22 protein-coding genes and 1 pseudogene are annotated in these 20,233 nt (G+C 70.0%); 12 read left to right on the top strand and 11 right to left on the bottom strand.

Going from position 1 to position 20,233, the window contains the following annotated elements; all coding sequences use genetic code 11:
- Window positions 1-32 precede the first annotated feature (32 nt).
- The 3 genes and pseudogenes from IF12_RS0105670 (at window position 33) to IF12_RS0105665 (ending at window position 1,971) form a co-directional block, all read left to right on the top strand.
- Entirely contained in the window at window positions 33-542 is a 510-nt protein-coding gene (locus IF12_RS0105670; protein WP_166659625.1) for an SMI1/KNR4 family protein, read from the top strand.
- Between the two features lie 45 nt (window positions 543-587).
- A pseudogene (locus tag IF12_RS27140) lies at window positions 588-710 on the top strand (NUDIX hydrolase); the annotation flags it as partial.
- Window positions 711-831: 121 nt separating this feature from the next.
- Window positions 832-1,971, top strand: coding sequence for a hypothetical protein (locus tag IF12_RS0105665; RefSeq protein ID WP_030155561.1), 1,140 nt, complete (start codon window positions 832-834; stop codon window positions 1,969-1,971).
- Window positions 1,972-2,023: 52 nt separating this feature from the next.
- Here the strand turns inward: IF12_RS0105665 and IF12_RS0105660 are convergent, their stop codons facing one another.
- Both IF12_RS0105660 and IF12_RS0105655 read right to left on the bottom strand, forming a co-directional pair.
- The gene (locus IF12_RS0105660) at window positions 2,024-2,863 is read right to left on the bottom strand and encodes an AraC family transcriptional regulator (protein WP_035748412.1); all 840 of its coding nucleotides are present in this window, start codon (window positions 2,861-2,863) and stop codon (window positions 2,024-2,026) included.
- A 37-nt stretch (window positions 2,864-2,900) separates the two neighbouring features.
- On the bottom strand, window positions 2,901-3,710 hold the full coding sequence (locus IF12_RS0105655) for an alpha/beta fold hydrolase (protein WP_035748410.1): 810 nt from the start codon (window positions 3,708-3,710) through the stop codon (window positions 2,901-2,903).
- 247 nt (window positions 3,711-3,957) lie between these two features.
- On the opposite strand from IF12_RS0105655, the gene IF12_RS0105650 reads away from it, so the two are divergent.
- Window positions 3,958-5,184: a glycosyltransferase gene (locus IF12_RS0105650; RefSeq protein WP_030155555.1), complete on the top strand. Its 1,227-nt coding sequence runs from the start codon at window positions 3,958-3,960 to the stop codon at window positions 5,182-5,184.
- Window positions 5,185-5,235: 51 nt separating this feature from the next.
- On the opposite strand, the gene IF12_RS0105645 is transcribed toward IF12_RS0105650, so the two are convergent.
- The 6 genes from IF12_RS0105645 to IF12_RS0105620 all read right to left on the bottom strand — a co-directional run bounded on the left by IF12_RS0105645 (window position 5,236) and on the right by IF12_RS0105620 (window position 10,863).
- Window positions 5,236-5,508 carry a DUF2277 domain-containing protein gene (locus IF12_RS0105645; RefSeq protein WP_030155553.1) on the bottom strand — a complete coding sequence of 91 codons (273 nt, stop codon included), beginning with the start codon at window positions 5,506-5,508 and terminating at the stop codon, window positions 5,236-5,238.
- A 125-nt stretch (window positions 5,509-5,633) separates the two neighbouring features.
- Window positions 5,634-6,437, bottom strand: a complete 804-nt coding sequence (locus tag IF12_RS0105640) for an ABC transporter permease (RefSeq protein WP_030155550.1) — start codon at window positions 6,435-6,437, stop codon at window positions 5,634-5,636.
- Window positions 6,438-6,602: 165 nt separating this feature from the next.
- Entirely contained in the window at window positions 6,603-7,547 is a 945-nt protein-coding gene (locus IF12_RS0105635; RefSeq protein WP_030155548.1) for a daunorubicin resistance protein DrrA family ABC transporter ATP-binding protein, read from the bottom strand.
- Between the two features lie 267 nt (window positions 7,548-7,814).
- On the bottom strand, window positions 7,815-8,333 hold the full coding sequence (locus tag IF12_RS0105630) for an EXLDI protein (RefSeq protein ID WP_030155546.1): 519 nt from the start codon (window positions 8,331-8,333) through the stop codon (window positions 7,815-7,817).
- Window positions 8,334-8,582: 249 nt separating this feature from the next.
- Window positions 8,583-9,356, bottom strand: coding sequence for a sporulation protein (locus tag IF12_RS0105625; protein ID WP_035748408.1), 774 nt, complete (start codon window positions 9,354-9,356; stop codon window positions 8,583-8,585).
- Window positions 9,357-9,567: 211 nt separating this feature from the next.
- On the bottom strand, window positions 9,568-10,863 hold the full coding sequence (locus IF12_RS0105620; protein ID WP_030155541.1) for a nicotinate phosphoribosyltransferase: 1,296 nt from the start codon (window positions 10,861-10,863) through the stop codon (window positions 9,568-9,570).
- A gap of 223 nt (window positions 10,864-11,086) precedes the next feature.
- Between IF12_RS0105620 and IF12_RS0105615 the strand changes: the two genes are divergently transcribed.
- The 8 genes from IF12_RS0105615 to IF12_RS0105580 all read left to right on the top strand — a co-directional run bounded on the left by IF12_RS0105615 (window position 11,087) and on the right by IF12_RS0105580 (window position 18,725).
- Window positions 11,087-11,569, top strand: a complete 483-nt coding sequence (locus IF12_RS0105615; RefSeq protein ID WP_030155538.1) for a Mov34/MPN/PAD-1 family protein — start codon at window positions 11,087-11,089, stop codon at window positions 11,567-11,569.
- A 105-nt stretch (window positions 11,570-11,674) separates the two neighbouring features.
- Window positions 11,675-11,953 carry a MoaD/ThiS family protein gene (locus IF12_RS0105610; protein WP_030155537.1) on the top strand — a complete coding sequence of 93 codons (279 nt, stop codon included), beginning with the start codon at window positions 11,675-11,677 and terminating at the stop codon, window positions 11,951-11,953.
- An 18-nt stretch (window positions 11,954-11,971) separates the two neighbouring features.
- Complete coding sequence (locus tag IF12_RS0105605; protein WP_030155534.1) at window positions 11,972-12,922, top strand: PLP-dependent cysteine synthase family protein; 951 nt, start codon at window positions 11,972-11,974, stop codon at window positions 12,920-12,922.
- 211 nt (window positions 12,923-13,133) lie between these two features.
- On the top strand, window positions 13,134-13,544 hold the full coding sequence (locus tag IF12_RS0105600) for a hypothetical protein (RefSeq protein WP_030155531.1): 411 nt from the start codon (window positions 13,134-13,136) through the stop codon (window positions 13,542-13,544).
- Between the two features lie 189 nt (window positions 13,545-13,733).
- Window positions 13,734-14,579: a glutamate racemase gene (gene murI / locus IF12_RS0105595; protein ID WP_051704005.1), complete on the top strand. Its 846-nt coding sequence runs from the start codon at window positions 13,734-13,736 to the stop codon at window positions 14,577-14,579.
- A complete protein-coding gene (locus tag IF12_RS0105590; protein ID WP_030155526.1) occupies window positions 14,576-15,334 on the top strand; it encodes an MBL fold metallo-hydrolase in 759 nt (252 codons plus the stop codon). The genes murI and IF12_RS0105590 overlap by 4 nt, the downstream gene beginning before the upstream one ends.
- A gap of 148 nt (window positions 15,335-15,482) precedes the next feature.
- The gene (locus IF12_RS0105585; protein ID WP_133884409.1) at window positions 15,483-17,318 is read left to right on the top strand and encodes a hypothetical protein; all 1,836 of its coding nucleotides are present in this window, start codon (window positions 15,483-15,485) and stop codon (window positions 17,316-17,318) included.
- Between the two features lie 39 nt (window positions 17,319-17,357).
- Window positions 17,358-18,725 (top strand): deoxyguanosinetriphosphate triphosphohydrolase, encoded by a 1,368-nt coding sequence (locus IF12_RS0105580; protein ID WP_081913229.1) that lies wholly within the window; start codon window positions 17,358-17,360, stop codon window positions 18,723-18,725.
- A 28-nt stretch (window positions 18,726-18,753) separates the two neighbouring features.
- Here the strand turns inward: IF12_RS0105580 and IF12_RS0105575 are convergent, their stop codons facing one another.
- The 3 genes from IF12_RS0105575 to trmB all read right to left on the bottom strand — a co-directional run bounded on the left by IF12_RS0105575 (window position 18,754) and on the right by trmB (window position 20,150).
- Window positions 18,754-19,164, bottom strand: a complete 411-nt coding sequence (locus tag IF12_RS0105575) for a PIN domain-containing protein (protein ID WP_030155511.1) — start codon at window positions 19,162-19,164, stop codon at window positions 18,754-18,756.
- Window positions 19,164-19,397, bottom strand: coding sequence for a type II toxin-antitoxin system VapB family antitoxin (locus IF12_RS0105570; RefSeq protein WP_030155508.1), 234 nt, complete (start codon window positions 19,395-19,397; stop codon window positions 19,164-19,166). The genes IF12_RS0105575 and IF12_RS0105570 overlap by 1 nt, the downstream gene beginning before the upstream one ends.
- 63 nt (window positions 19,398-19,460) lie before the next feature.
- Window positions 19,461-20,150: a tRNA (guanosine(46)-N7)-methyltransferase TrmB gene (trmB, locus tag IF12_RS0105565; protein ID WP_030155505.1), complete on the bottom strand. Its 690-nt coding sequence runs from the start codon at window positions 20,148-20,150 to the stop codon at window positions 19,461-19,463.
- Between the last annotated feature and the right edge of the window lie 83 nt (window positions 20,151-20,233).

Below are 20,233 nucleotides of genomic sequence, written 5' to 3'. Positions count from 1 at the left end.
CTCCCATCAAGTGCGCAATCGAGGAGCGCGACGTGCCTGAGCGAAATTCCTGGCCTGTGGTGCTGGGCCTCACCATCACCGCCAAGCGTGAGCTGCACCAGCGGGACCCCGAGGACAGCGACGAGCAGACCATCCCGCGGCTCAAGCTCGCTCCCGAGGAACTCGAAGCGCTCGAAAGGGAGATCGGCGAGCCGTTCCCCTCGGACTTCCGCGATTTCCTCCTGCACGCCAACGGATGGGAAGGCGTCTACTACGACCTGGACCTGTTCGGCGCGCCGGAGCTGCGCGGCGGCGGCCGCTGGCCGGTCGCCAAAGAGCTGCTCGACATCTACACCGAAGAAGGCGTGATGGAGACGCTCGGGCTCGACCCCAAGGGCGTCATGCCGGTCGCGGCCGGCGACGGCACCGACCTGGTCCTGCTCATCCGGCCCGGCTGGGAGCACGAGGGCGAGGTCGTGTGGATCATCGGCGGCCAGCAGTACCTCCGCGCCGACGACTACAAGGCCTTCGTCGAGTTCATCATGACCCAGTTGCAGTCCTGACCGATCAAGGCCGGTCGGCGGCGGCGAAGTCGAAGGTGCGCGGGTATGGGTTTCCGACTGGCGGCTTATGCCGTGTGCGTCGAGGACGAGCGGGTGCTGCTCGCCAGATGCACACCGGCGACGGGCGAAGGCCACTGGACTCTTCCGGTAGGCGGCCTGATCCACCACTGACGCGGCGTCTCCCGTTCCCCACTGACGGTTGACCACCGAGCGTCCCGACTGCGATACTCAGCGCCCTGGTTTCCCTACAGGGCGCGGCCTCCGGCCGCGGCCGAAGCGAGGCGATGGCATGGCCACCATTGAGGAGCACCGCGAGGAATGGTTCACGATCCTCGGCGACTACCCCGACGACGAGAAGCCCGACCCGGAGCACCGTCTCGCCGTGGAGACCTCCTGCTCCGGCTTCCTCGGCAACATGTGGACCCGCGCCACCATCCCCGAGGTCCAGGGCGTCTCGCTCCCGGAACTCGAAATGGTGTTCATCCAGTACTACCTCCAGAAGGCCGACGCCTTCTCAGCCGCGATGCTCGCGGCCATGACCGGACTCGCCGAAGCCCCCGGCGGCCGCCGTGCCGCCGTGAAAGCCGTTGAGCGCCTTGACAAGCTCGGCGTCGCCCCGCCCACCTGGTACGGCGAGGAGGTGACCGTCGGCGAGTGCTGGAAGGCCGGGGACCACTACGGCGACCAGCTCACCTACTTCTGCTCGTTCAACGCCCCCAGCGGGAACCACGCGCTGTCCTACACCGTCGACTTCTCCGAGTACCACTTCGACATGGTCGTGGACTGCGACGCGACCGACGACATCGAGCGGCTGCTCGAACTCCACCGGGTCCGGAACGCGAAGTTCCCCGACCGGCTCTTCGTCCCCGAGCAGGCCGACCCGGCCGAACTCAACCCCGGCACCAGGCGCTCGCTCGAGGACTGGGACCTCTTCTGCGTCGAAGGCGACCCGACCCGGCTCGCGCCCCGGTTCCTCATGCTGCGCGAGCTGTGGAAGGCGCGGATGCGCCTGCTGCCGCAGGCCGAGCCCGAGGAGATCCGGATGCCCTCGGAGGACGAGCTCTCGATGTTCGCCTCCGGGTTCGTCAACCACATCCTGGGGGAGATGCCGCTCGAGGAGGCGCACTTCGAGGCGATCCGGGAGCTGTGCTGGTTCCACGGGATCAACGGCCCGCGGATCAGCCCGACCCGCGCGTACGTGTTCCTGGAGCGGTACCTGCCCGCGAAGTACGAGCCGAGCGACCCGATCGTGGAGGCGGTGCGGCGGCTCTACCTTCCATTCCTGCGCTGGGCGGCCGCCGCGACCGACCTGCGGCCGGAGGCCTGGCCGTACTTCAAGCACAAGACCGAGCAACTCCTCCGGGCGTACCCGAACTGGACGTCAAAGGACCCCGACTGCGCCCGAATCCCGAGGCCGCGATCGCTCTGAACCCGCCTCGATGAGCGAGGGTGCTGGTATTCCTGCACAAGGACTTTGCTGCTCAGGGCACCGGTGGGATCGGCCATGCCACGTCGTCGATCGCGAGCCACGGTGCGGCGGCCACGGCCGTCGGCGTCAGTCCCGTGAACGCCTTGGCCTCGCGATGGAGGTGCGACTGGTCGGCGTAGCCGCTCTCGGCGGCGACGCGGGCGGCGGCTTGGCCCGCCGCGAGGCGGTGGGCGGCATGGTCGAACCGCACCAGTCGGGCGGCGCGCTTGGGCGAGATGCCGAGCTGCGCCCGGAAGCGCGACCACAGGCGCTTGCGGCTCCAACCGACCTCGTCCGCGAGGTCCTCGACCCGGACCCGCCCCCGGCCGGCGAGCGTCCGCTGCCAGATGTGGGCGACTTCCGCGTCGACCGGCGGACGCTCGACAATTCGTCCTTTGAGGACTTCGGCCGCGATCGCGAACCGCTCGTCCCACGACCGGGTGTCGCGCAGCCTTTCCTCGATTCGCGCGGCATCAGCACCCCAGAAATCTATGAGGGACACCAGGTTCCCGCCGAGTTCGCTCGCCGCGTCGAGCACTGCGGCCGCCGCGATCGGTCCCAGCCGGATCTGGAGGCACTCGCCGGGCCCGCGCGCGGACGCCCGAAGATCGCCGGGGGCGAGCCCGATGACGACGCTGCCCCGTTCGCGCCGCCCCTGGGCGTCGTAGACGATGGCCTCGCTCTCGCCCAGATCGAAGAGCAGGGTGACGGAGGGGTGCGCGACCATGTCCAGGTCCATGAGCGCGGGCGTGTGGTGGCGGAACCCGGCCATGCCGACGCCCGGCAGCCTGCCCGAGCGGGGCGGGACGGCGATGTCCACCCGCGCCCAGTCGAACGGTGTCCAGGCTGCCATCTGACAAGCGTAGTGCTCGGGGATCACCGGCGGGCCGTCAGCGGTACGCGTCCGCGAAGCGCAGCAGGAGCCCGCTCGTCGCCTCGGGGTCTTCGAGGAGAGGCAGGTGCCCGATGCCGGGCAGCATTTCGACCTGCGCGTTCGGCACCGCGTCGTATCGGCGCGCCGAGGACGGCTCCCAGCGGGGGTCGGCTGCGCCGAAGACCACCAGGACCGGGACGTCGAGGGCGGTGAGTCGTGCGGGCAGGCTCCGCTCGTCGAGGTACTCGGTGTTCCGGCGCGCTATCTCCCGGAACGAGCGGTAGGAGATGGCCTTGACCCCGGCGACCAGCTCGTCAGAAAGGTCCACCGGGCGGGCGGTTGTGGCGCGGATTCCCTTGCGGATCATCGCGTCCGAGCGCACCGGCCACACCAGCGCGCCGAGCGGCGGGCCCAGCAGGAGCTTGAGGATGGGCGGCTGCGGAAGGAGCGCGTCGAGGCTCGGGCCGGTGCTGATCAGCGCGAGCGAGCGCACCAGGTCGGGGCGGCGTTCGGCGAGCGCGGTGGCGACGTAGCCGCCGCTGGAGTGGCCGGCAGCGGTGACATCGCGAAGGCCGAGGCCGTCGAGCATCGCCGCCACCCGGCCCGCCTGCGCCGGTACCTCGTACGAAGGCGCGGGCGGGGAGTGGCCGCAGCCGGGGAGGTCGACGCGGATGACGTGATGCCGGGCGGCGAGGGCCGGGACCATCGGGTTCCAGGTGTCGCCCGAGGCCCCCGACCCGTGGATGAGCAGCAGGGGCGGCGCGTGCGGTGGGCCGCTGCGGACCACGTGCATCCCCTGCAAGCGTTCGATGTGGTTCTCGCTCATGGGCGAATGATGCACCGGCGAGCGGGTGACGGTCTTGGACGAATGTCGCCGAGAGGCTTTGCGGCGTTTTCATGCCCGGTGGCCGCCGAGTCCGCTTCGGCAATGAGAAAGGGAGGCGATTCCTCTTCCCACTTCAGTTTATACAGCACCGAGTTCGACATAGGGCACACCGGGCTCCTACCTGCGGAAACCAGCTGCTGCACAATTGCCCGTCCAAGCAATTGCAATCGGAAACGGGAGCCGGGAAATGCGTGTATTGCTGTCGACCTTCGGGTCGCGTGGGGATGTGCAGCCGCTGGCGGGACTCGCGCTGCGGTTGCGGGAGAAGGGCGCGCAGGTGCGGGTCTGCGCGCCCCCGGACCGAGAGTTCGCGGACCTGCTCGCCGGCGTCGGCGTGCCGTTCGTGCCGGGCGGGGAAGCGGTGCGCCCCATCGTGACCGGCGCGACGAAGATGGCGCCGCAGAGCCTGCCCGAACGCGCCGCCGGGATCATGTCCGCGCACTACGAGAGGATCATCGAGGCCGCCCGGGACAGCGACGCGGTGGTGGCGACCGGGCTGTTCCCGGCCTGCGCCGCCGCCCGGGCCGCGGCCGAGAAGGCGGGCGCCCGATACGCCCTCGCGGCCTTCGCGCCGACCGTCCTGCCCTCGCACCACCACCCGCCGTACGAGCGGCCCGGCCGCCCGCACCCTCCCGAGATCACCGACAACCGGGAACTGTGGGACCGCAACATCGAGGACATGAACGCCCTGTTCGGCAAGGCGTACAACGACCTCCGCTCATCGATCGGACTGGAGCCGGTGGACGACGTTCGCGGCCACGTCTACACCCGCCGGCCCTGGCTCGCCGCGGACCCGGTGCTCAGCCCGTGGCCGCCGACCGACTTCGAAGTAGAGCAGACCGGGGCGTGGATCCTGCCCGACGAGCGCCCGCTCCCAGCGGACCTGGAGGCGTTCCTGGAAGCCGGCGCCCCGCCCGTGTACGTGAGCTTCGGCAGCATGCCCATGCAGGCCTCGCGCGACGCCGCTCAAATCGCGGCGGAGGCGGCCCGCGCGCACGGGCGCCGGGTCGTGCTCGGCAGCGGCTGGGCGGACCTCGCGTTCGAGGACGCGTCGAGCGACGGCGCTGAGGACCGGTTCGTCGTGGGGGAGGTCAACCAGCAGGCGCTGTTCCCGCGCATGGCCGCGGTGGTGCACCACGGCGGCGCGGGCACGACCTTCACCGCCACGCGTTCGGGAACGCCGCAGGTGGTGGTCCCGCAGATCGTCGACCAGCCCTACTGGGCGGGCAGGGTGGCCGACCTCGGCATCGGTGCGGCGCACGAGGGCCCGAGCTTCACGGTCGAGTCGATGTCGGCCGCGCTGGAGCGGGCGCTCGCTCCGGAGACCGCAGCGCGGGCGGAAGCGGTGGAGGGGGAGGTCCGCACCGACGGCACGACCGTGGCCGCGAACCTGCTGTTCGAAGCGGTTGGTTGAGCGGCATCCCGAGTCGCTAGCGGCGGTCCGGTGACCGGTCGTGCGCTCGGGTCATCCGGTGCCGAAGCGTTCGGCCGCGCGGGCCTTCGCCTTGGCCGCCTCCACCTCGCGGTCCCGCGGCGGCGCCGAGGTCACCAGGGAGTCCAGCAGCTCCTGGGTGGCCGCGGCGATCGCGGCGACCGCCTGGTCGAAGGCCTCCTGGTTGGCCTTCGACGGCTGGGTCGACCCGCTGAGCTTGCGGACGTACTGGAGCGCCGCCGCCGTGACCTCTTCGTCGGTGGCGGCCGGTTCGAGATTGAACAAGGTTCGAATACTGCGACACATGCCTCTAGGGTCGCACGGCGCCGACCCGGTCGAACCCCGATGACGACCCTGCGCTGAGCACCGCTTGGCGTGCCGGAGGGCGGGCCACATAGCGGCCCGCCCTCCGGCGGTTTCCCGGAAAGGTCTCAGCGCTTGTTGAACTTCCGCTTCGCGACCGCGTAGCCGATCAGGGCCAGCGCGAGCGACCAGCCGACCGTGAGCGCCAGGTCCTCGCCTCCGACCGCCTCTCCGGCCAGGAGGCTCCGCGTGACCTCGATGAACGGCGTGAACGGCTGGTAGTCCGCGAAGTACCGCAACCAGGTCGGCATCGACTCCGTCGGCACGAAGCCCGAACCGAGGAACGGCAGGAGCAGCAGCGGCATCGGCGTGTTCGACGCGGTCTCGACGCTCTTGGCGGCCATGCCCATCCCCACCGTCAGCCAGATGAGGCCGAAGGCGATCAGCGCGATCGTGCCGAACAGGCCCAGCCAGCCCAGCGCGCTCGCCTCCGGGCGGAAGCCGACCAGCACCGCGACCGCGAGGACCACGGTGACGCCGAGCAGCGCCTGGATGAGCGAGCCGAGCACGTGTCCGGTGAGGACCGAGACCCGGGCGATCGACATGGTGCGGAAGCGGTCGACGATGCCTTCGGTCATGTCCATGGCGACCCCGATCGCGGTGCCCTGCACCGCCGCCGCGATGGTGGTGACGAGGATGCCGGGCGTCACGTACGCGATGTACGCTTCTCGGCCTCCGGCCGCGGTCCCGGCGACGGCGTCGCCGCCGAGGCCGTTGCCGAGGGTGCCGCCGAAGACGTAGACGAACAGGAGCAGGAAGACCACCGGCATCCCGATGATGATGGCCGTCAGCGACGGGTACCGGATCATGTGCTTGAGCTGGCGGCGCAGCATGGTCGAGGTGTCGGACAGGGTGTAGGCGAGGGTGCTCATTCGAGTTCTCCTTCTGGGCTTGCGAAGTGGTTCGATCGTGGGGCGGGAGTGGGGTAGGTTTCGGCGCGATCCGCGATCCGCGATCCGCGATCCGCGATCCGCGATCCGCTTTCGGCCTCTCCCCGACTCTCGCGGGCGGCGGACGCCCGCTGCGCGGTCAGCGGTTCATGCCGCGGACTCGACCCGGCCGGTGAGGGACAGGAAGACGTCGTCCAGGTCGGGGGTGTGGACGGTCAACTCGTCCACTTCGATCTGCTCGCGGTCGAGGGCGTCGAGCAGCGCGCGCAGCGCGCGGACCGACCCGTCCGAGGCGACCTGCACCGTGAGCTGGTCGGCGTCGAACGCGCTGGCGCTCAACGCCTGCGCGGCCAGCGCGACCTGGTCTGCCCGATGCAGCCGCAGGCTGATGTGGCCGCCGGGGACTAGTCGCTTCAACTGCTCGGGCGTGCCCTCGGCGACGATCTTTCCGCCGTCGAGGACCGCGATGCGGTCGGCGAGTTCGTCCGCCTCCTCCAGATACTGCGTCGTCAAGAAGACCGTGGTCCCGCCTCTGACGAGTTCGCGGATGATCGACCAGACCGTGCGGCGGCCGCTCGGGTCGAGGCCGGTGGTCGGCTCGTCCAGGAAGATCACCTGCGGGTCCCCCATGAGGCACATGGCGATGTCGAGGCGGCGCTTCATGCCGCCGGAGTAGGTCGCGGGCGGTCGCCTCGCGGCCTCGCCCAGGTCGAAGCGCTCCAGCAGCTCCTCGGTCCGGCGGCGGGTCTCGGCCTTGCCGAGGTGGTGCAGGCTGCCCATGAGGTGGAGGTTCTCGCGGCCGGTGAGGAGTCCGTCCACGGCCGCGAACTGACCGGTGACGCCGATGCGCTTGCGCACCTCGTCGGCGTCGCGGGTCACGCTGCGGCCCTTCACGAAGACCTCGCCGCCGTCGGCGGGGACCAGCGTCGTCAGGATGTTCACGGTGGTGGTCTTGCCTGCGCCGTTCGGGCCGAGCAGGGAGAAGACGCTGCCTTCGGGGACGGCGATGTCGATGCCGCCGAGGACGTCGTTGTCGCCGTACGACTTGGTGAGGCTCCGGGCCTCGATGGCCAGGGACTTGGCGGTGTTCATGATTCCTCGCTTCAATTGAGCATTGTGGACAGTCGGCGGGCAGGGCTCCGCCCGTCGGAGGTCAGAGGTGGGAGGTGGTGCGGCGGTGCCGTTCTACCAGTGCCGCCGTCGGGTCAGCACCGCCGTTGCGTCAGCATTGCCGTTGGGCCGGCCGGGTGCCGTTCTATGGCACGTCGTTCAACAGGCACCGTCGTTCAGCGGGCACAATCGTGCACCGGCACGGTGCCGGGTCCGATCTGCGTTGTGCTTGCGGGTCTGCGGGTCCGGCTAGACGTCGAGGTCCTGGACCGGCGGCGCCTCGGCGCTGGCGGCGACCATCGAGTACAGCTCGGCCGGGATCTTCGCCTTGAGCTCGTCGAGGGTGTCGACCACTTCGAGCGAGGCCTCCCCTGTCGTCGAGCCGTAGAACTGCTCGCCGAAGCCGAGGACTTTCTTCCAGCCGGTCTCGCCGGTCACGTGCACGTAGTCCGGCGTCTTCTCGGTGTGGACCACGAACTTGCCCGACCTGGCGCGGTAGACCCGGTAGATCTCGGCGGTCTTGCTGTCCGAGCGGATCCATTCGCCGAGCTTGACGCCGGTGAAGCGCTGGCGCTGGCGTTTGCGTCCGGTGCCCGGGCCCACGCGGACGGTGATCTCCTCGAAGCCTTCGAGCCGGCCCTCCTCGGCGTCGACGTAGCGCTTGAGCGCGGTCGAGATGGCCCTGGACAGATTGCCGCCCGCGAGCTCCTGCGCCCGGTTGTAGAGGGCGAGGTCCTTGTCGGAGACGTAGATCGTCTTATTGGGCATAGCGGCATCCTAACCTCCTTCCAGGGGTCCCCCTTGCTATACGTATAGACTATACGTATACGTAGATCCTTGGCAAGTCCGCTCCTCAGGATTTCTCGTAGGACGCCGTAGCCCGCGAGGTTGTTTGCGATGCGGCACCGCTGGGCAGGCAAAAGAGGGCGGCCCGGTGCTCACCCACCGGGCCGCCCTTATAAGTAAGGCTGCGCGCGTAAGGCCTGAGGCCTTACGCGGCTGAGGTTTCGCGGGGCGTCAGACGCCCTTCTGCGCGGCGAGCTGCGTCAGCTGCGCCTTCACGGTCTCGGCCACGTCGCCGCCGTTCGTGGGCACCGAGAACCGGATCGTCGAGTTCAGGTCCGGGGCCAGCAGCTCGGCCGTGTTGTCGGCCTGGAACACCACGTCGGTGTTCGCCTCGCCCACGACGAAGACCACTTCGAGCTCCTTGATGCGGCCGGCGAACTCGCCTTCGGTCGCCCAGAACTCGACCTCCTGGTAGAACGGCACCGTCGCGCCCTGGATGGTCCCCAGCTCGAGGTCCGTCTCCTGGAACGCGAAGCCCAGGGACTCCACCGCCTCCCAGACCGCCTTGTGCACCGGCAGGGCCTCCACGGTCAGCCAGTCCAGGTCGCCCTTGTCCAGGGCCTTGTCCAGCGCCAAGCGGGTCGCGACCCCGAGCTTCATGCCGCCGACCAGCGGGCGCCCCTCGGCGAAGTTGAACGGGGTCTCCCAGGGCACCTGCACCTCGAAGGGGATCGAGTGGGCCGTGCCCTTGGTGAGGTCGAACTTGCCCGAGACCTCGGCGCGGTAATAGTCGTGCACCGAGCCGGCCGCGTCCTCGCCCTTGCTGTCGTCCTCGACCAGGGCGGTGAACTCGAGGGTGACGCTCTCCACGGCAGCGTCCACTTCGGCGCCGGAGATGCGGACCTCGCCCTTGAGGACCCCGCCGGGGACGATGTGCTTCTCGTGCAGCAGCGTGTCGATCTGGATGCCACTGCCGAGAAAGGCTTTGAGCTTGCTGAAGACCATTGGGGCGGTTCCTTTCGGGGAGGATCGCGGGAACGTCGGGGACGCGGACGGGGGCAACCGCATCGTATCCCGGAAGCGCCGACCCGCGTGTGACAGATCCCCGGCCCCCGAATCGATCGCACCGCCGGCCCGGCGCGGAACCGATGCGCCTGAACAGGACCGTCGGATCGAGCGTTCGGGCGCTCGTCAGAGCCGCTGCGCCCGAACGGGACTACTCGCCGCCCTGGACCTGGACGACCGGGATCGCCGGGTCGCCGGGAGAGAGTTTCAAACCCTCCCAAGGGATCGAGATGAGCCGCTGGCGCAGCAGCTCCCGCGACGCCTCCAGGCTCGGCTGCGCCACCAGCTCGCCGCCGCGGAACAGCGGCACCTGGAGCAGCTTGTCGCCCGGCAGCGACTCCGGTTCCCCTTGGGACACCACGACCTCCTCCACCGCCGTGCCCGTCGGCTTGTGCCGGCGCACCGCGATCTTGCGGCCTCCATTGGTGCCCTTGTGCTCCGAGCGCTTCGCGACCGCGCGGCCCTCGACTTCGACCAGTTTGTACACCAGCTGCGCCGTCGGCGCGCCCGAGCCGACCACGACCGCCGTGCCCGCCCCGTAGATGTCCACAGGGGCCGCCGCCAGCGCCGCGATCGAGTACTCGTCCAGGTCGCCCGAGACCACGATCTTCGTGTCCAGGGCGCCCAACTCGTCGAGCAGTTCCCTTGCGCCGGTGGCCATGACGTCCAGGTCGCCCGAGTCGATCCGGATCGCGTTCAGCCGCGGCCCGGCCGCCTCGATCGCGTTGCGGATGCCCTGCGTGATGTCGTAGGTGTCCACGAGCAGCGTCGTGTCGGTCCCGAACGCGTCGACCTGCGCCTTGAACGCGGCGATCTCCGAGGTGTGCAGCAGGGTGAACGCGTGCGCGCTCGTGCCCGAGGTCGGCACCCCGTAGCGGCGCCCGGCCTCCAGGTTCGAGGTCGCCGCGAAGCCCGCCAGGTACGCCGCCCGCGAGGCCGCGATCGCCGCCGCCTCGTGGGTGCGGCGCGAGCCCATCTCCAGGATCGGGCGCCCCCGCGCGGCCGTGACCATGCGCGCGGCGGCGCCGGCGATCGCGCTGTCGTGGTTGAGGATCGACAGCGTCAGCGTCTCCAGCAGCACGCACTCGGCGAACGTGCCGGTCACGGTGATGATCGGCGAACCGGGAAAGTACAGCTCGCCCTCGGGGTAGACGTCGATGTCACCGGCGAAGCGGTAGTCCGACAGCCATTCGGCCGTCGACTCCTTCACGACGCCGCGGGAGGTGAGGTCCTCGAGGTCGGAGGGCTCGAAGCGGAAGCGCTCGATGGCCTCCGAGAGACGGCCGATGCCGGCGACCACGCCGTAGCGGCGGCCGGTGGGCAGGCGGCGCCCGAACACCTCGAACACGCACGGCAGTTCCGCGGTGCCGTCGCGGAGTGCCGCTTCGAGCATCGTGTACTCGTAGTGGTCGGTGTACAGGGGCGTGCGCGGGAGCGTGACGGACATAGGGGTGAGCGTAATGCACCCCGACCGGTCGCGGGCCGCGTGCGCGAGCGCCGCTCGCCTCCCTCGGCGCGCCCCTCCACCGCAGGTCGGCGGGGCCGCACCCGCCTTCGGCGAGGCCGCGAACAGCGGCGCCGATCACCCCCCGCGCCGCAGGTCGGGAGGCACGTCTCACGCTCTGAGCGAGGGCTTCAGACCTGGGGCGACCGCGTGTACGCTTGCTTGCGTGTTGCGGATCGCTCATGAGCTGGTCGAAGCGATGGTCGCGCACGCCCGGGCCGACCACCCCGACGAGGCGTGCGGCCTCATCGCCGGCCCCGAGGGCACGGGAGAGCCGAAGAGGCACGTCCCGATGATCAACGCTGCCCGCTCCACCACCTTCTACGAGTTCGACGCCGAAGAGTGGAAGCAGGTCTACGACCAGATGTGGGACAACGACGAGGAAGTCGTCGTGGCCTACCACTCCCACACCCACACCGAGGCCCACCCCTCGCGCTCCGACATCGCGATCGCCTCCGAGCTGGGCCTGCCCGGCGCGCACTACGTGCTCGTGACGACTCAGGACCCCGCGATCGCCGAGGTCCGGTCCTTCCGCATCAGCGGCGGCGAGGTCGCCGAGGAGCCCATCGAGGTCCACGGCGCGCCCGAAGCGGTGCAGAGCTACAAGTTCGCCCACACTCCCGACTCGACGGTCTACGACTGTTCCTGAGTTTGCGCCGGGGCCCGCGGCCCCGGCTCGCGTCATGCGGCCTCTCGGCCGCGAACCAGACACATCGAGCGCCCCCGGGCCTCATCGAACAAAGGGAAATCCAGCATGTCCATCGAAGTCCGCGTCCCCACCATCCTGCGCACCCACACCGGCGGCCAGAAGCTCGTCACCGGCGAGGGGGAGAACCTCGCCGCGCTGTTCGACAGCCTCGACGCGCAGCACTCCGGCATCAAGGCACGCATCGTGACCGAAGAGGGCGCCCTGCACCGCTTCGTGAACGTCTACATCAACGACGAGGACGTCCGCTTCATCGGCGGCCTCGAGGCGAAGCTCTCCGACGGCGACTCGATCACGATCCTGCCCGCCGTCGCGGGCGGCATGTAGCGGGAGGACCGGGGAGCCGTGGCACGCTTCGAGGACATCACCGCCACCGTCGGCGAGACGCCGCTGGTCGGGCTGCCGCGGTTGTCGCCCTCGCCCGAGGTCCGGCTGTGGGCCAAGCTGGAGGGGGCCAACCCCACCGGCTCGGTCAAGGACCGCGTGGCCGCCAAGATGATCGAGGCCGCCGAGGCCGACGGCCTCCTGACGCCCGGCGCGACCATCCTGGAGCCGACCTCGGGGAACACCGGCATCGCCGTGGCGATGCTGGCGCGGCGCAAGGGGTACAAGCTCGTCGCGGTCATGCCCGAGAACACCTCGGAGGAGCGCCGCCAACTGCTGACGGCCTTCGGCGCGGAGATCGTGTCGTCTCCGGCCGCGGGCGGGTCGAACGCGGCGGTCGCGAAGGCGCGCGAGATGGCCGCCGAGCGGCCCGACTGGGTGATGCTCAACCAGTACGCCAATCCCGCGAACGCGGCGGCGCACTACGAGGGGACCGGGCCGGAGCTGCTGCGGGACCTGCCGGAGATCACGCACTTCGTGGCCGGGCTCGGAACGACGGCCACGCTCATGGGCGTGGGCCGTTACCTGCGCGAATACGCGCCGGGCGTGCAGATCGTCGCGGCCGAGCCGCGGTACGGCGAGCTGGTGTACGGGCTGCGGAACCTCGACGAGGGGTTCGTGCCCGAGCTGTACGACGAGAAGGTCCTGGACCGGCGCCTGAGCGTCGGGACCGAGGACGCGCTGCGGCGCACGCGCGAGGTGCTCGACGCGGAAGGCCTGTTCGTGGGCCTGTCGACGGGCGCGGTGCTCCACGCGGGGCTCGCGCTGGCGAGGGAGGCCGCGAGGGCCGGACGCAGTGCGGACATCGCGCTGCTGGTGGCCGACGGCGGCTGGAAGTACCTGTCGACGGGCGCGTACTCGGACGGTCTGGACGAGGCGGCGAACGCCTTGGACGGCCAGGTCTGGGCGTAGGCGACAAGAAAGCGAGAGCGATCGGCCGGGCCCGCGCGAAGCGCAGGCCCGGCCGATTCGTGTCTGGCCGTGGGTTGAGGAGGTCGGCCGCCGCGCCCCGGGGTCGGGTGTGTCGGTTCGCAGGTCCCCCCATTGCAAGAGTGACGCGGAGGTACGACAATCCGTCGGGCGCGCTCCTGAGCGGTTCTCAGTGACTTGCTAGCCTGGCCGCATGAGCACCGGCCAGCAGAGCACTTTCACCCTCGGCCAGGCCACGGGCCTGCCCCGCCAAAGTGAAGCGCCGCAGGCGGAATCGAGTCCACTCGATCCTCCGCAGCCGGGCGCCGCCCAAACCGCCGCCGACGAGGCCCCCGCCGTCCGCCTGCGCCGCCTCCTCGGCGTCTCCGCCTGGGCACTCGTCCTCGTCCTCGCCGGCGTCGCCTCCTCGATCGTGGGCCTGTTCGAGATCCTCGGCGACGGCCCCGGCTGGTTCACCCCCGCCTTCATCTCCTGCGGCGTGATCGGCATGATGCTCGCGATGATGGCCTTCGCGACCGTGCGCTTCCGCGGTATGCCCTGGATGTTCATGACCGCCTCCTCGATCACCCTCCTCGCCGCCTTCGTGATGATCCGGATCGCCTGACCCGCCCGCCGCGGACCGCGCGGCCTTCCCCCGCCCAGGGTGGGTGTACAGACCCGACAATCCCTCCCTCCACCGACAAGAACGCCCTTCCCGCACCGGGATTGTGGCGATCGACACGTTGTCATTTTGACGACATTCCCGTGGCGAGCAGGCGCGCTCGCGGGCCGAATGGACGTACGCTCGTAGCCCATGAACGACGCGCCCATCGGGATCTTCGACTCCGGTGTCGGAGGCCTGACAGTCGCGCGGGCGGTCAGCGAGCTGCTGCCCGCCGAGCGACTCGTCTACGTCGGCGACACCGCCCATGTCCCGTACGGTCCGCGGCCCATCGCCGAGGTCCGCAAGCTCTCGCTCGACGTCTGTGACCACCTGGTCGAACAGGAGGTCAAGGCGCTCGTGATCGCCTGCAACTCCGCTTCGGCGGCGAGCCTGGCCGACATCCGCGACCGCTACGACATCCCGGTCGTCGAAGTCATCCGGCCCGCCGTCCGCCGCGCGGTGGCGACCACGCGCACCGGCAGGGTCGGGGTCATCGGGACGGTCTCCACGATCTCCTCGGGTGCGTATCTGGACGCGTTCAACGCCGTCCCGGACGTCAAGGCGACCGCCGTCGCCTGCCCGGCGTTCGTGGATTTCGTGGAACGCGGTGTGACAACCGGCCGACAGCTCCTGGGTCTCGCCCAGGGGTACCTTGAGCCGCTACAGCAGTCCGACGTCGACACAGTCGTGTTGGGCTGCACCCACTATCCGCTGTTGTCGGGACTCATAGGCCTGGTCATGGGAGAGGACGTGACGCTGGTGAACTCCGCGAGTGAATGCGCGCGCGAACTCTACCGCGTGCTCACCGAGCACGACCTCCTCGCCGCCCGCACCGAACCGGCCGAGCACCGCTTCCTCGCGACCGGCGACCCGGAGGCCTTCACCAGGACCGCCCGCCGGTTCCTGGGGAACCTGTTCCCGAACGCGGCGGCGGCCGTACTGGACTCCTCGGCGACGCTTGCCAGCCGAAAACTCGCAGGGTGTGATCTGCCATGAAACTCACGGTCATCGGCTGCGCCGGCTCCTTTCCGGCCCCCGACACGCCCTGCTCGGCCTACCTGGTCGAGGCCGGCGGCTACCGCCTGCTCATCGATTTCGGCACCGGCTCGCTCGGCGAGCTCCAGAAGCACGTCGACCCGCACCTGATCGACGCGGTCATCGTCACCCACCTGCACGCCGACCACTTCTTCGACGCCTGCGGCTACGCCGTGATGCGCCGCTACGCGCCCGAGAAGCCCGAGCACCCCGTCCCGCTGTACGGCCCCGCCGGCGTCGCCGAGCGGATCGCCGCCGCCTACGGCGGCCAGGGCGAGCTGTGCCCCTCCTCGCTGTGCGACGTCTACGACTTCCGCGAGCTCCAGCCCGGCGACTTCGAACTCGGGCCGCTGTCGATCACCGTCGACCGGGTCGCGCACCCGGTGGAGACCTACGGCGTCCGCGTCGAGCACGCCGGCTCCTCCCTCGCCTACACCTCCGACTCCGGCCCCTGCCAGGCCCTCGAATCGCTCGCCGCGCACTGCGACCTGCTCCTCGCCGAGGCCTCCTACCTCGAAGGCCGCGAGAACCCCAAGGATGTGCACCTCACCGGCAAGGAGGCGGGGGAGTACGCCACCAAGTCCGGGGCCGCGCGCCTGCTCCTGACCCACCTGGTCGAACCGTGGGGCTCGCGCGAAAGCACCCTCGCCGAGGCCCGGGCCGCCTACACCGGCCCGGTCGAAGTCGTCCGGCCCGGCGACGTCTACGAGTTCTGAGACCAGCGCTCCGAAGCCCGCCGACGGCGCTCTCAGCAGCGCGTTTCGTCGCCAATGCGCTGTTCAAGCGCATTCGGACGCGCACGCCGCGTCGCTATTGGCACTTTCCCGGGATACGGCCGTTGTGAATTCCCCGTAGTTTCGAAGCATGTCCAGCGATGCCAGTTTCCCGCAGTACTCCGGCCAGCCCGCTGGGCCGCCGCCGCAGTACCAGCAGCAGCCGTACCAGCCGCAGCCCGGCCCCGGCGGATATCCGGCCGGATATCAGCCCGGTCCGCCGCAGCCGAACCCGTACGTGGTCCCCGGCGCGCCCGATCAGGGCTTCGCCCAGGCCGGAGGCGGCCAGCCGCCGCACCAGCCGCCCGGCGCCTACGTGCCCGTCCCGCCGCCCCCGCCCGGGCGCCGCAACACCGGCAAGGTCGCGATCGCCGCGATCCTGTCGGTCGCGCTCGTCGCCGCCGCCGCGGCGATCGTCCTCTTCAAGTTCGTGTTCGTCACCGGGCCCGACCCGGCCGAGAGCTTCCCGGCCTCGGCGACCATGTACGTCGAGATCAACTTCGACCCGTCCTTCGACCAGACGCCGAAGCTCCTCTCGCACCTGGGCAAGTTCGACGACCTCGACTACGAGTCCACCGACGACATGATCGCCGACCTGCTGGAGGAGTCCGGCCTCGAGGGCATCGACGCCGAGAAGGACCTCACCTCCTGGCTCGGCATGCGCCACGGCCTGGCCATGTGGGAGCACGACGGCGAGCAGTACGCCGTGATCAGCCTCGCCAGCACCGACTCCGGCGCCGCCGAGGACGGCATGGCGAAGTTCCGCGCCGCCTCCGAGGCCGACGAGGACCAGTTCGCCTACACCGTCGAGGACGACCACGTCCTCATCGTCGCCGGCGAGACCGGCGCCAAGGGCGCCCTCAGCGCCGCCGAGAGCGAAGCGGGATCCTCGCCGCTGTCGACCTCCTCCGCCTACGAGGAGGCCCGCGACTGGCTCGAGGGCGACCAGCTCATCGTCTACTGGGTCGACATGGACGCCATCGTCGACCTCGCCGAGCTGACCGGCGACGAGTCCGAGGCCGACCTCCTGCGCGAGCTCTACTCCGGCGACCTCATCGCCGGGCTCTCCGCCTTCGACGAGGGCTTCGAGCTCACCTACCGCCTCTTCGGCGACGAGAAGGACCCGTGGACCGGCTCGGCCGACCTCATGTCCAACATGGGCGACATGCCCGCCGGCGACTTCGCCGCCGCCGCGTACCTGCCCGAGGACCTCGGCGCCATCGCCGAGAAGTGGACCAGCCTCTTCGGCGACCTCTCCGGCGCCAGCGGCGACGACTACGGCTACGAGCCCGGCTCGCCGCTCACCGACGCCGAGTACGAGGAGTTCCTCGACCTCCAGACCGGCTACTACGCCGCGACCCTCACCACCGAGGAGGAGGACCGCTACCGCGAACTCGAGGACCGCTACTGGCTGTACGGCACCGAGGACGAGCCCTGGGGCGGCTACGACGACCCGTACGGCTCCGGCTTCGGCGACGTCGAGGAGATGGTCGGCCGGATCACCGACCTCCTGGCCGGGTCGAGCCTCAGCATCGCGGGCGACTTCGCCCCCGAGTCGGTCGACGAGGAGTCGTTCTACTTCTCCGCCCGCCTCGCCGACGACCGCGCCCAGGAGCTCGAGGACCTCATCGAGGAGCTGACCGGCGGCGAGGCCCTCCCCGAGGGCATCGAGGTCGACGGCTCGGAGATCTCCTACTCCGGCCCGGGGGTCGACTCCTCGACCCTCTCGCAGGACTCGCGGTTCAGCGACTTCGCCGACGCCGCACCGGACCAGACCGCCATCGCGCTCTGGGTCGACCTGGCCGCCGCCGGCGAGTCCTACCCGGACGACTTCCGCGACGTCGAGGCGCTCTCGGCCTTCGCCTGGGCCCACGGCAGCGTCGACGGCGACGGGACCGGCGTCCTGCGTCTCTACCTGAAGGATTAACCCGCGAGGAACGGGATCGGCCGCGCTAGGCTCAATGGCGTGACCGATCCCGTTTCGCATTCCCTTCAGGAGCGCTGGCCGCCCCAGGAGCGGCAGGTCGCGGAGCCCGACTCGGTCCGCACCCCGTTCCAGCGCGACCGCGCCCGCATCCTGCACTCGGCCGGATTCCGGCGCCTGGCCGACAAGACCCAGGTCCACACCGCCGGGACCGACGACTTCCTGCGCACCAGGCTGACCCACTCGCTGGAGGTCGCCCAGATCTCGCGGGAACTGGGCCAGGCCCTCGGATGCGACCCCGACGTCGTGGACGTCGCCGGCCTCGCCCACGACCTCGGCCACCCGCCGTTCGGCCACAACGGCGAGGACGCCCTCCACGAGGTCGCCGGGCCCTGCGGCGGCTTCGAGGGCAACGCCCAGACCCTCCGCGTGCTCACCCGCCTCGAAGCGAAGGTGCTCGACGTCCGCGGCGCCTCGGCGGGCCTCAACCTCACCCGCGCCTCCCTCGACGCGACCTGCAAGTACCCGTGGCAGTCGGCGCCGGGCGTGCGCAAGTTCGGCGTCTACGAGGACGACCGGCCGGTCTTCGACTGGCTCCGCGGCGGCGCTCCCGAAGGCGTCAAATGCCTGGAGGCCCAGGTCATGGACTGGGCCGACGACGTCGCGTACTCCGTCCACGACGTCGAGGACGGCCTGCACGGCTCCTATATCAACCTCGCCAAGCTCATGGACGACGCCGAGGAGCAGGAGGCGGTCTGCGAGGCGGTGCGCGGCCGCTACGCCGACGACTCGGCCGCGACGCTCCAAGCGGCCCTCAAGGACCTCCTCCAGGACCCGGTCATGGAAGGACTGCACGACTACGACGGGTCCTTCGGCGCCCAGGTGGCGCTCAAGGAGTTCACCTCGAACATGGTGGGCCGCTTCGTGAACGCCGCCGCGACCGCGACGCGCGAGTCCTACGGCGAGGGACCGCTGCGCCGCTACGAGGCGAACCTGCTGGTCCCCGAGACCGCCCGGATCCAATGCGCCCTGCTCAAGGGCATCGCCTGGCGCTACGTGATGCGCCCGCGCACCGACGAGGCCTGGTACACCCGCCAGCGGGAGATTCTCCACGACCTGGTCGCGGTTCTCACCGACAGGGGACCGGACGAGCTGGAGCCGATGTTCGCCGAGAGCTGGCGCCGAGCGGCCGACGACGCCGCGAGGCTCCGCGTGGTGATCGACCAGGTCGCCTCGTTGACCGACGCCTCAGCCGAAGCCTGGCACCAGCGCCTGCTCGGGGAGTCGCGAGGCCCGACGATTGCCGATCCGAAGCAGCGGGCTGCGGCACTGGCCAGGCTGCGTAAGGCGGTCGCGGATGGCGCGATCGACTTGTCGGTCTACGAGGACAAGCGGAACTACCGTCCGTAGCCGGTTGCCCGCGGGAGGTCGGCTCGACCTAGAGGGGGCGGACGTCCCGTTCACGGAGTTCTGGTACGACCGAGGCGACGGCGCGGAAGTCGTTGTCGACATGGAGCACGGTCAGTCCGTGATGCACTGCGGTCGCACAGATGAGGAGGTCCACGACGTCGGCCGATCGGTGCAATCCCTGTTGCGTCAAGCGGTACTGAGTCGTCTCCACCCATCGCCAAGCATGTTTCGGCACTGGAGCGGGCTTGCAGAACTGGTCGAGCCGTTCGATCATCTCGTCGCGATGGGCCGAACTCGTCGCGGAATACAAGATCTCGGTTCGCGTAGCTTCGCAAGCCCGGAAAAGCCCGGCGGCGATGCCCTCGTGCCAGGCTTCGAGCGCCTTGGCGTTCCTGAAGAGATGCCAGAGCGCGGAGCTGTCGAGGAGGTATCCGTCGATCACTGGATAGCGTCTTTCCACGCCTTCTTCGCGGCGTCATGAGCCTCTGCGGCCGCATCGAAGACCCCTTGGCGGCCTTGCTCGTACAGCCATTCCGCGGCCTTCAGCCGCTCCATGCGCTCCACGTATTCCACGAGGGCCGTATTGACCGTTTCCTTCTTGGTCTTGGTCCCCATCAGGTCCATGGCCCTCTGGAGCGCTTCGTCGTTCAGATCGATCTGTGTAATGGACATGACCGCCTCCGAATGTTGATGATGTATGCAGACATCATACATCGCATTTATGGAGGGGTAGTGTCAGCGTTTGCGGAAGACCAGGTCGAAGATCTGCCTTCCGGCCTTGACGCCTCGGCGTTCGAATTTGGTGACCGGGCGGTGATCGGGGCGGGCGGCGTAGCCTTCGGCCGTGTTCTCCAGGGCCGGTTCGGCCGTCAACACTTCGAGCATCTGCTCGGCGTAGTCGGCGATGTCCGTGGCGCAGTGGATCACCCCGCCGGGGCGCAGCAGTCCGCTCATCGTCTTCACGTGCTCGGTTTGGATGATGCGGCGCTTGTGGTGGCGCTTCTTCGGCCACGGGTCGGGGAAGTACACCCGGATCTCGTCCAGCGACTCCGGCTCGATCGCCTCCCACAGCAGCGGCAGCGCGTCCCCCTGGTAGATCCGCAGGTTCTCCACGCCGCGCTCCTCGGCGCGGTCCATGAGGTCGGCGATGCCCTGCGGGTAGACCTCGACGGCGAGGAGGTCGCGGCCCCGGTCGGCCGCGCTCATCGCCGCGGCCGCCTCGCCGTTGCCCGAGCCGATCTCCAGGACCACCGGCGCCTCGCGGCCGAAGGTCTTCGCGAAGTCGATCCGGCCCTCGCCTGGCGCCCACTCCAGGCCGTAGCGCGGCCAGTGGGCCGCGAACGACTCGTCGTGGCGGGGCTTGTTGCGTCCCTGACGGAAGTTGAAGGTCAGGATGTGGCGGTGCTGCGATGGCTCATCAGGCATAACCGCGCAAGTCTAGCCGCACCGGCGCTCACGGACCGACCGGCGCGGGAGCGCACCGAAAAGCCCGCCGGGCGCGCCGCGAG

The organism is Glycomyces sp. NRRL B-16210, from assembly GCF_000719515.1.
Lineage (GTDB): Bacteria > Actinomycetota > Actinomycetes > Mycobacteriales > Micromonosporaceae > Glycomyces.
Note: the sequence above shows the minus strand (reverse complement) of the source record. Positions and strands in the feature narration are given on the sequence as shown.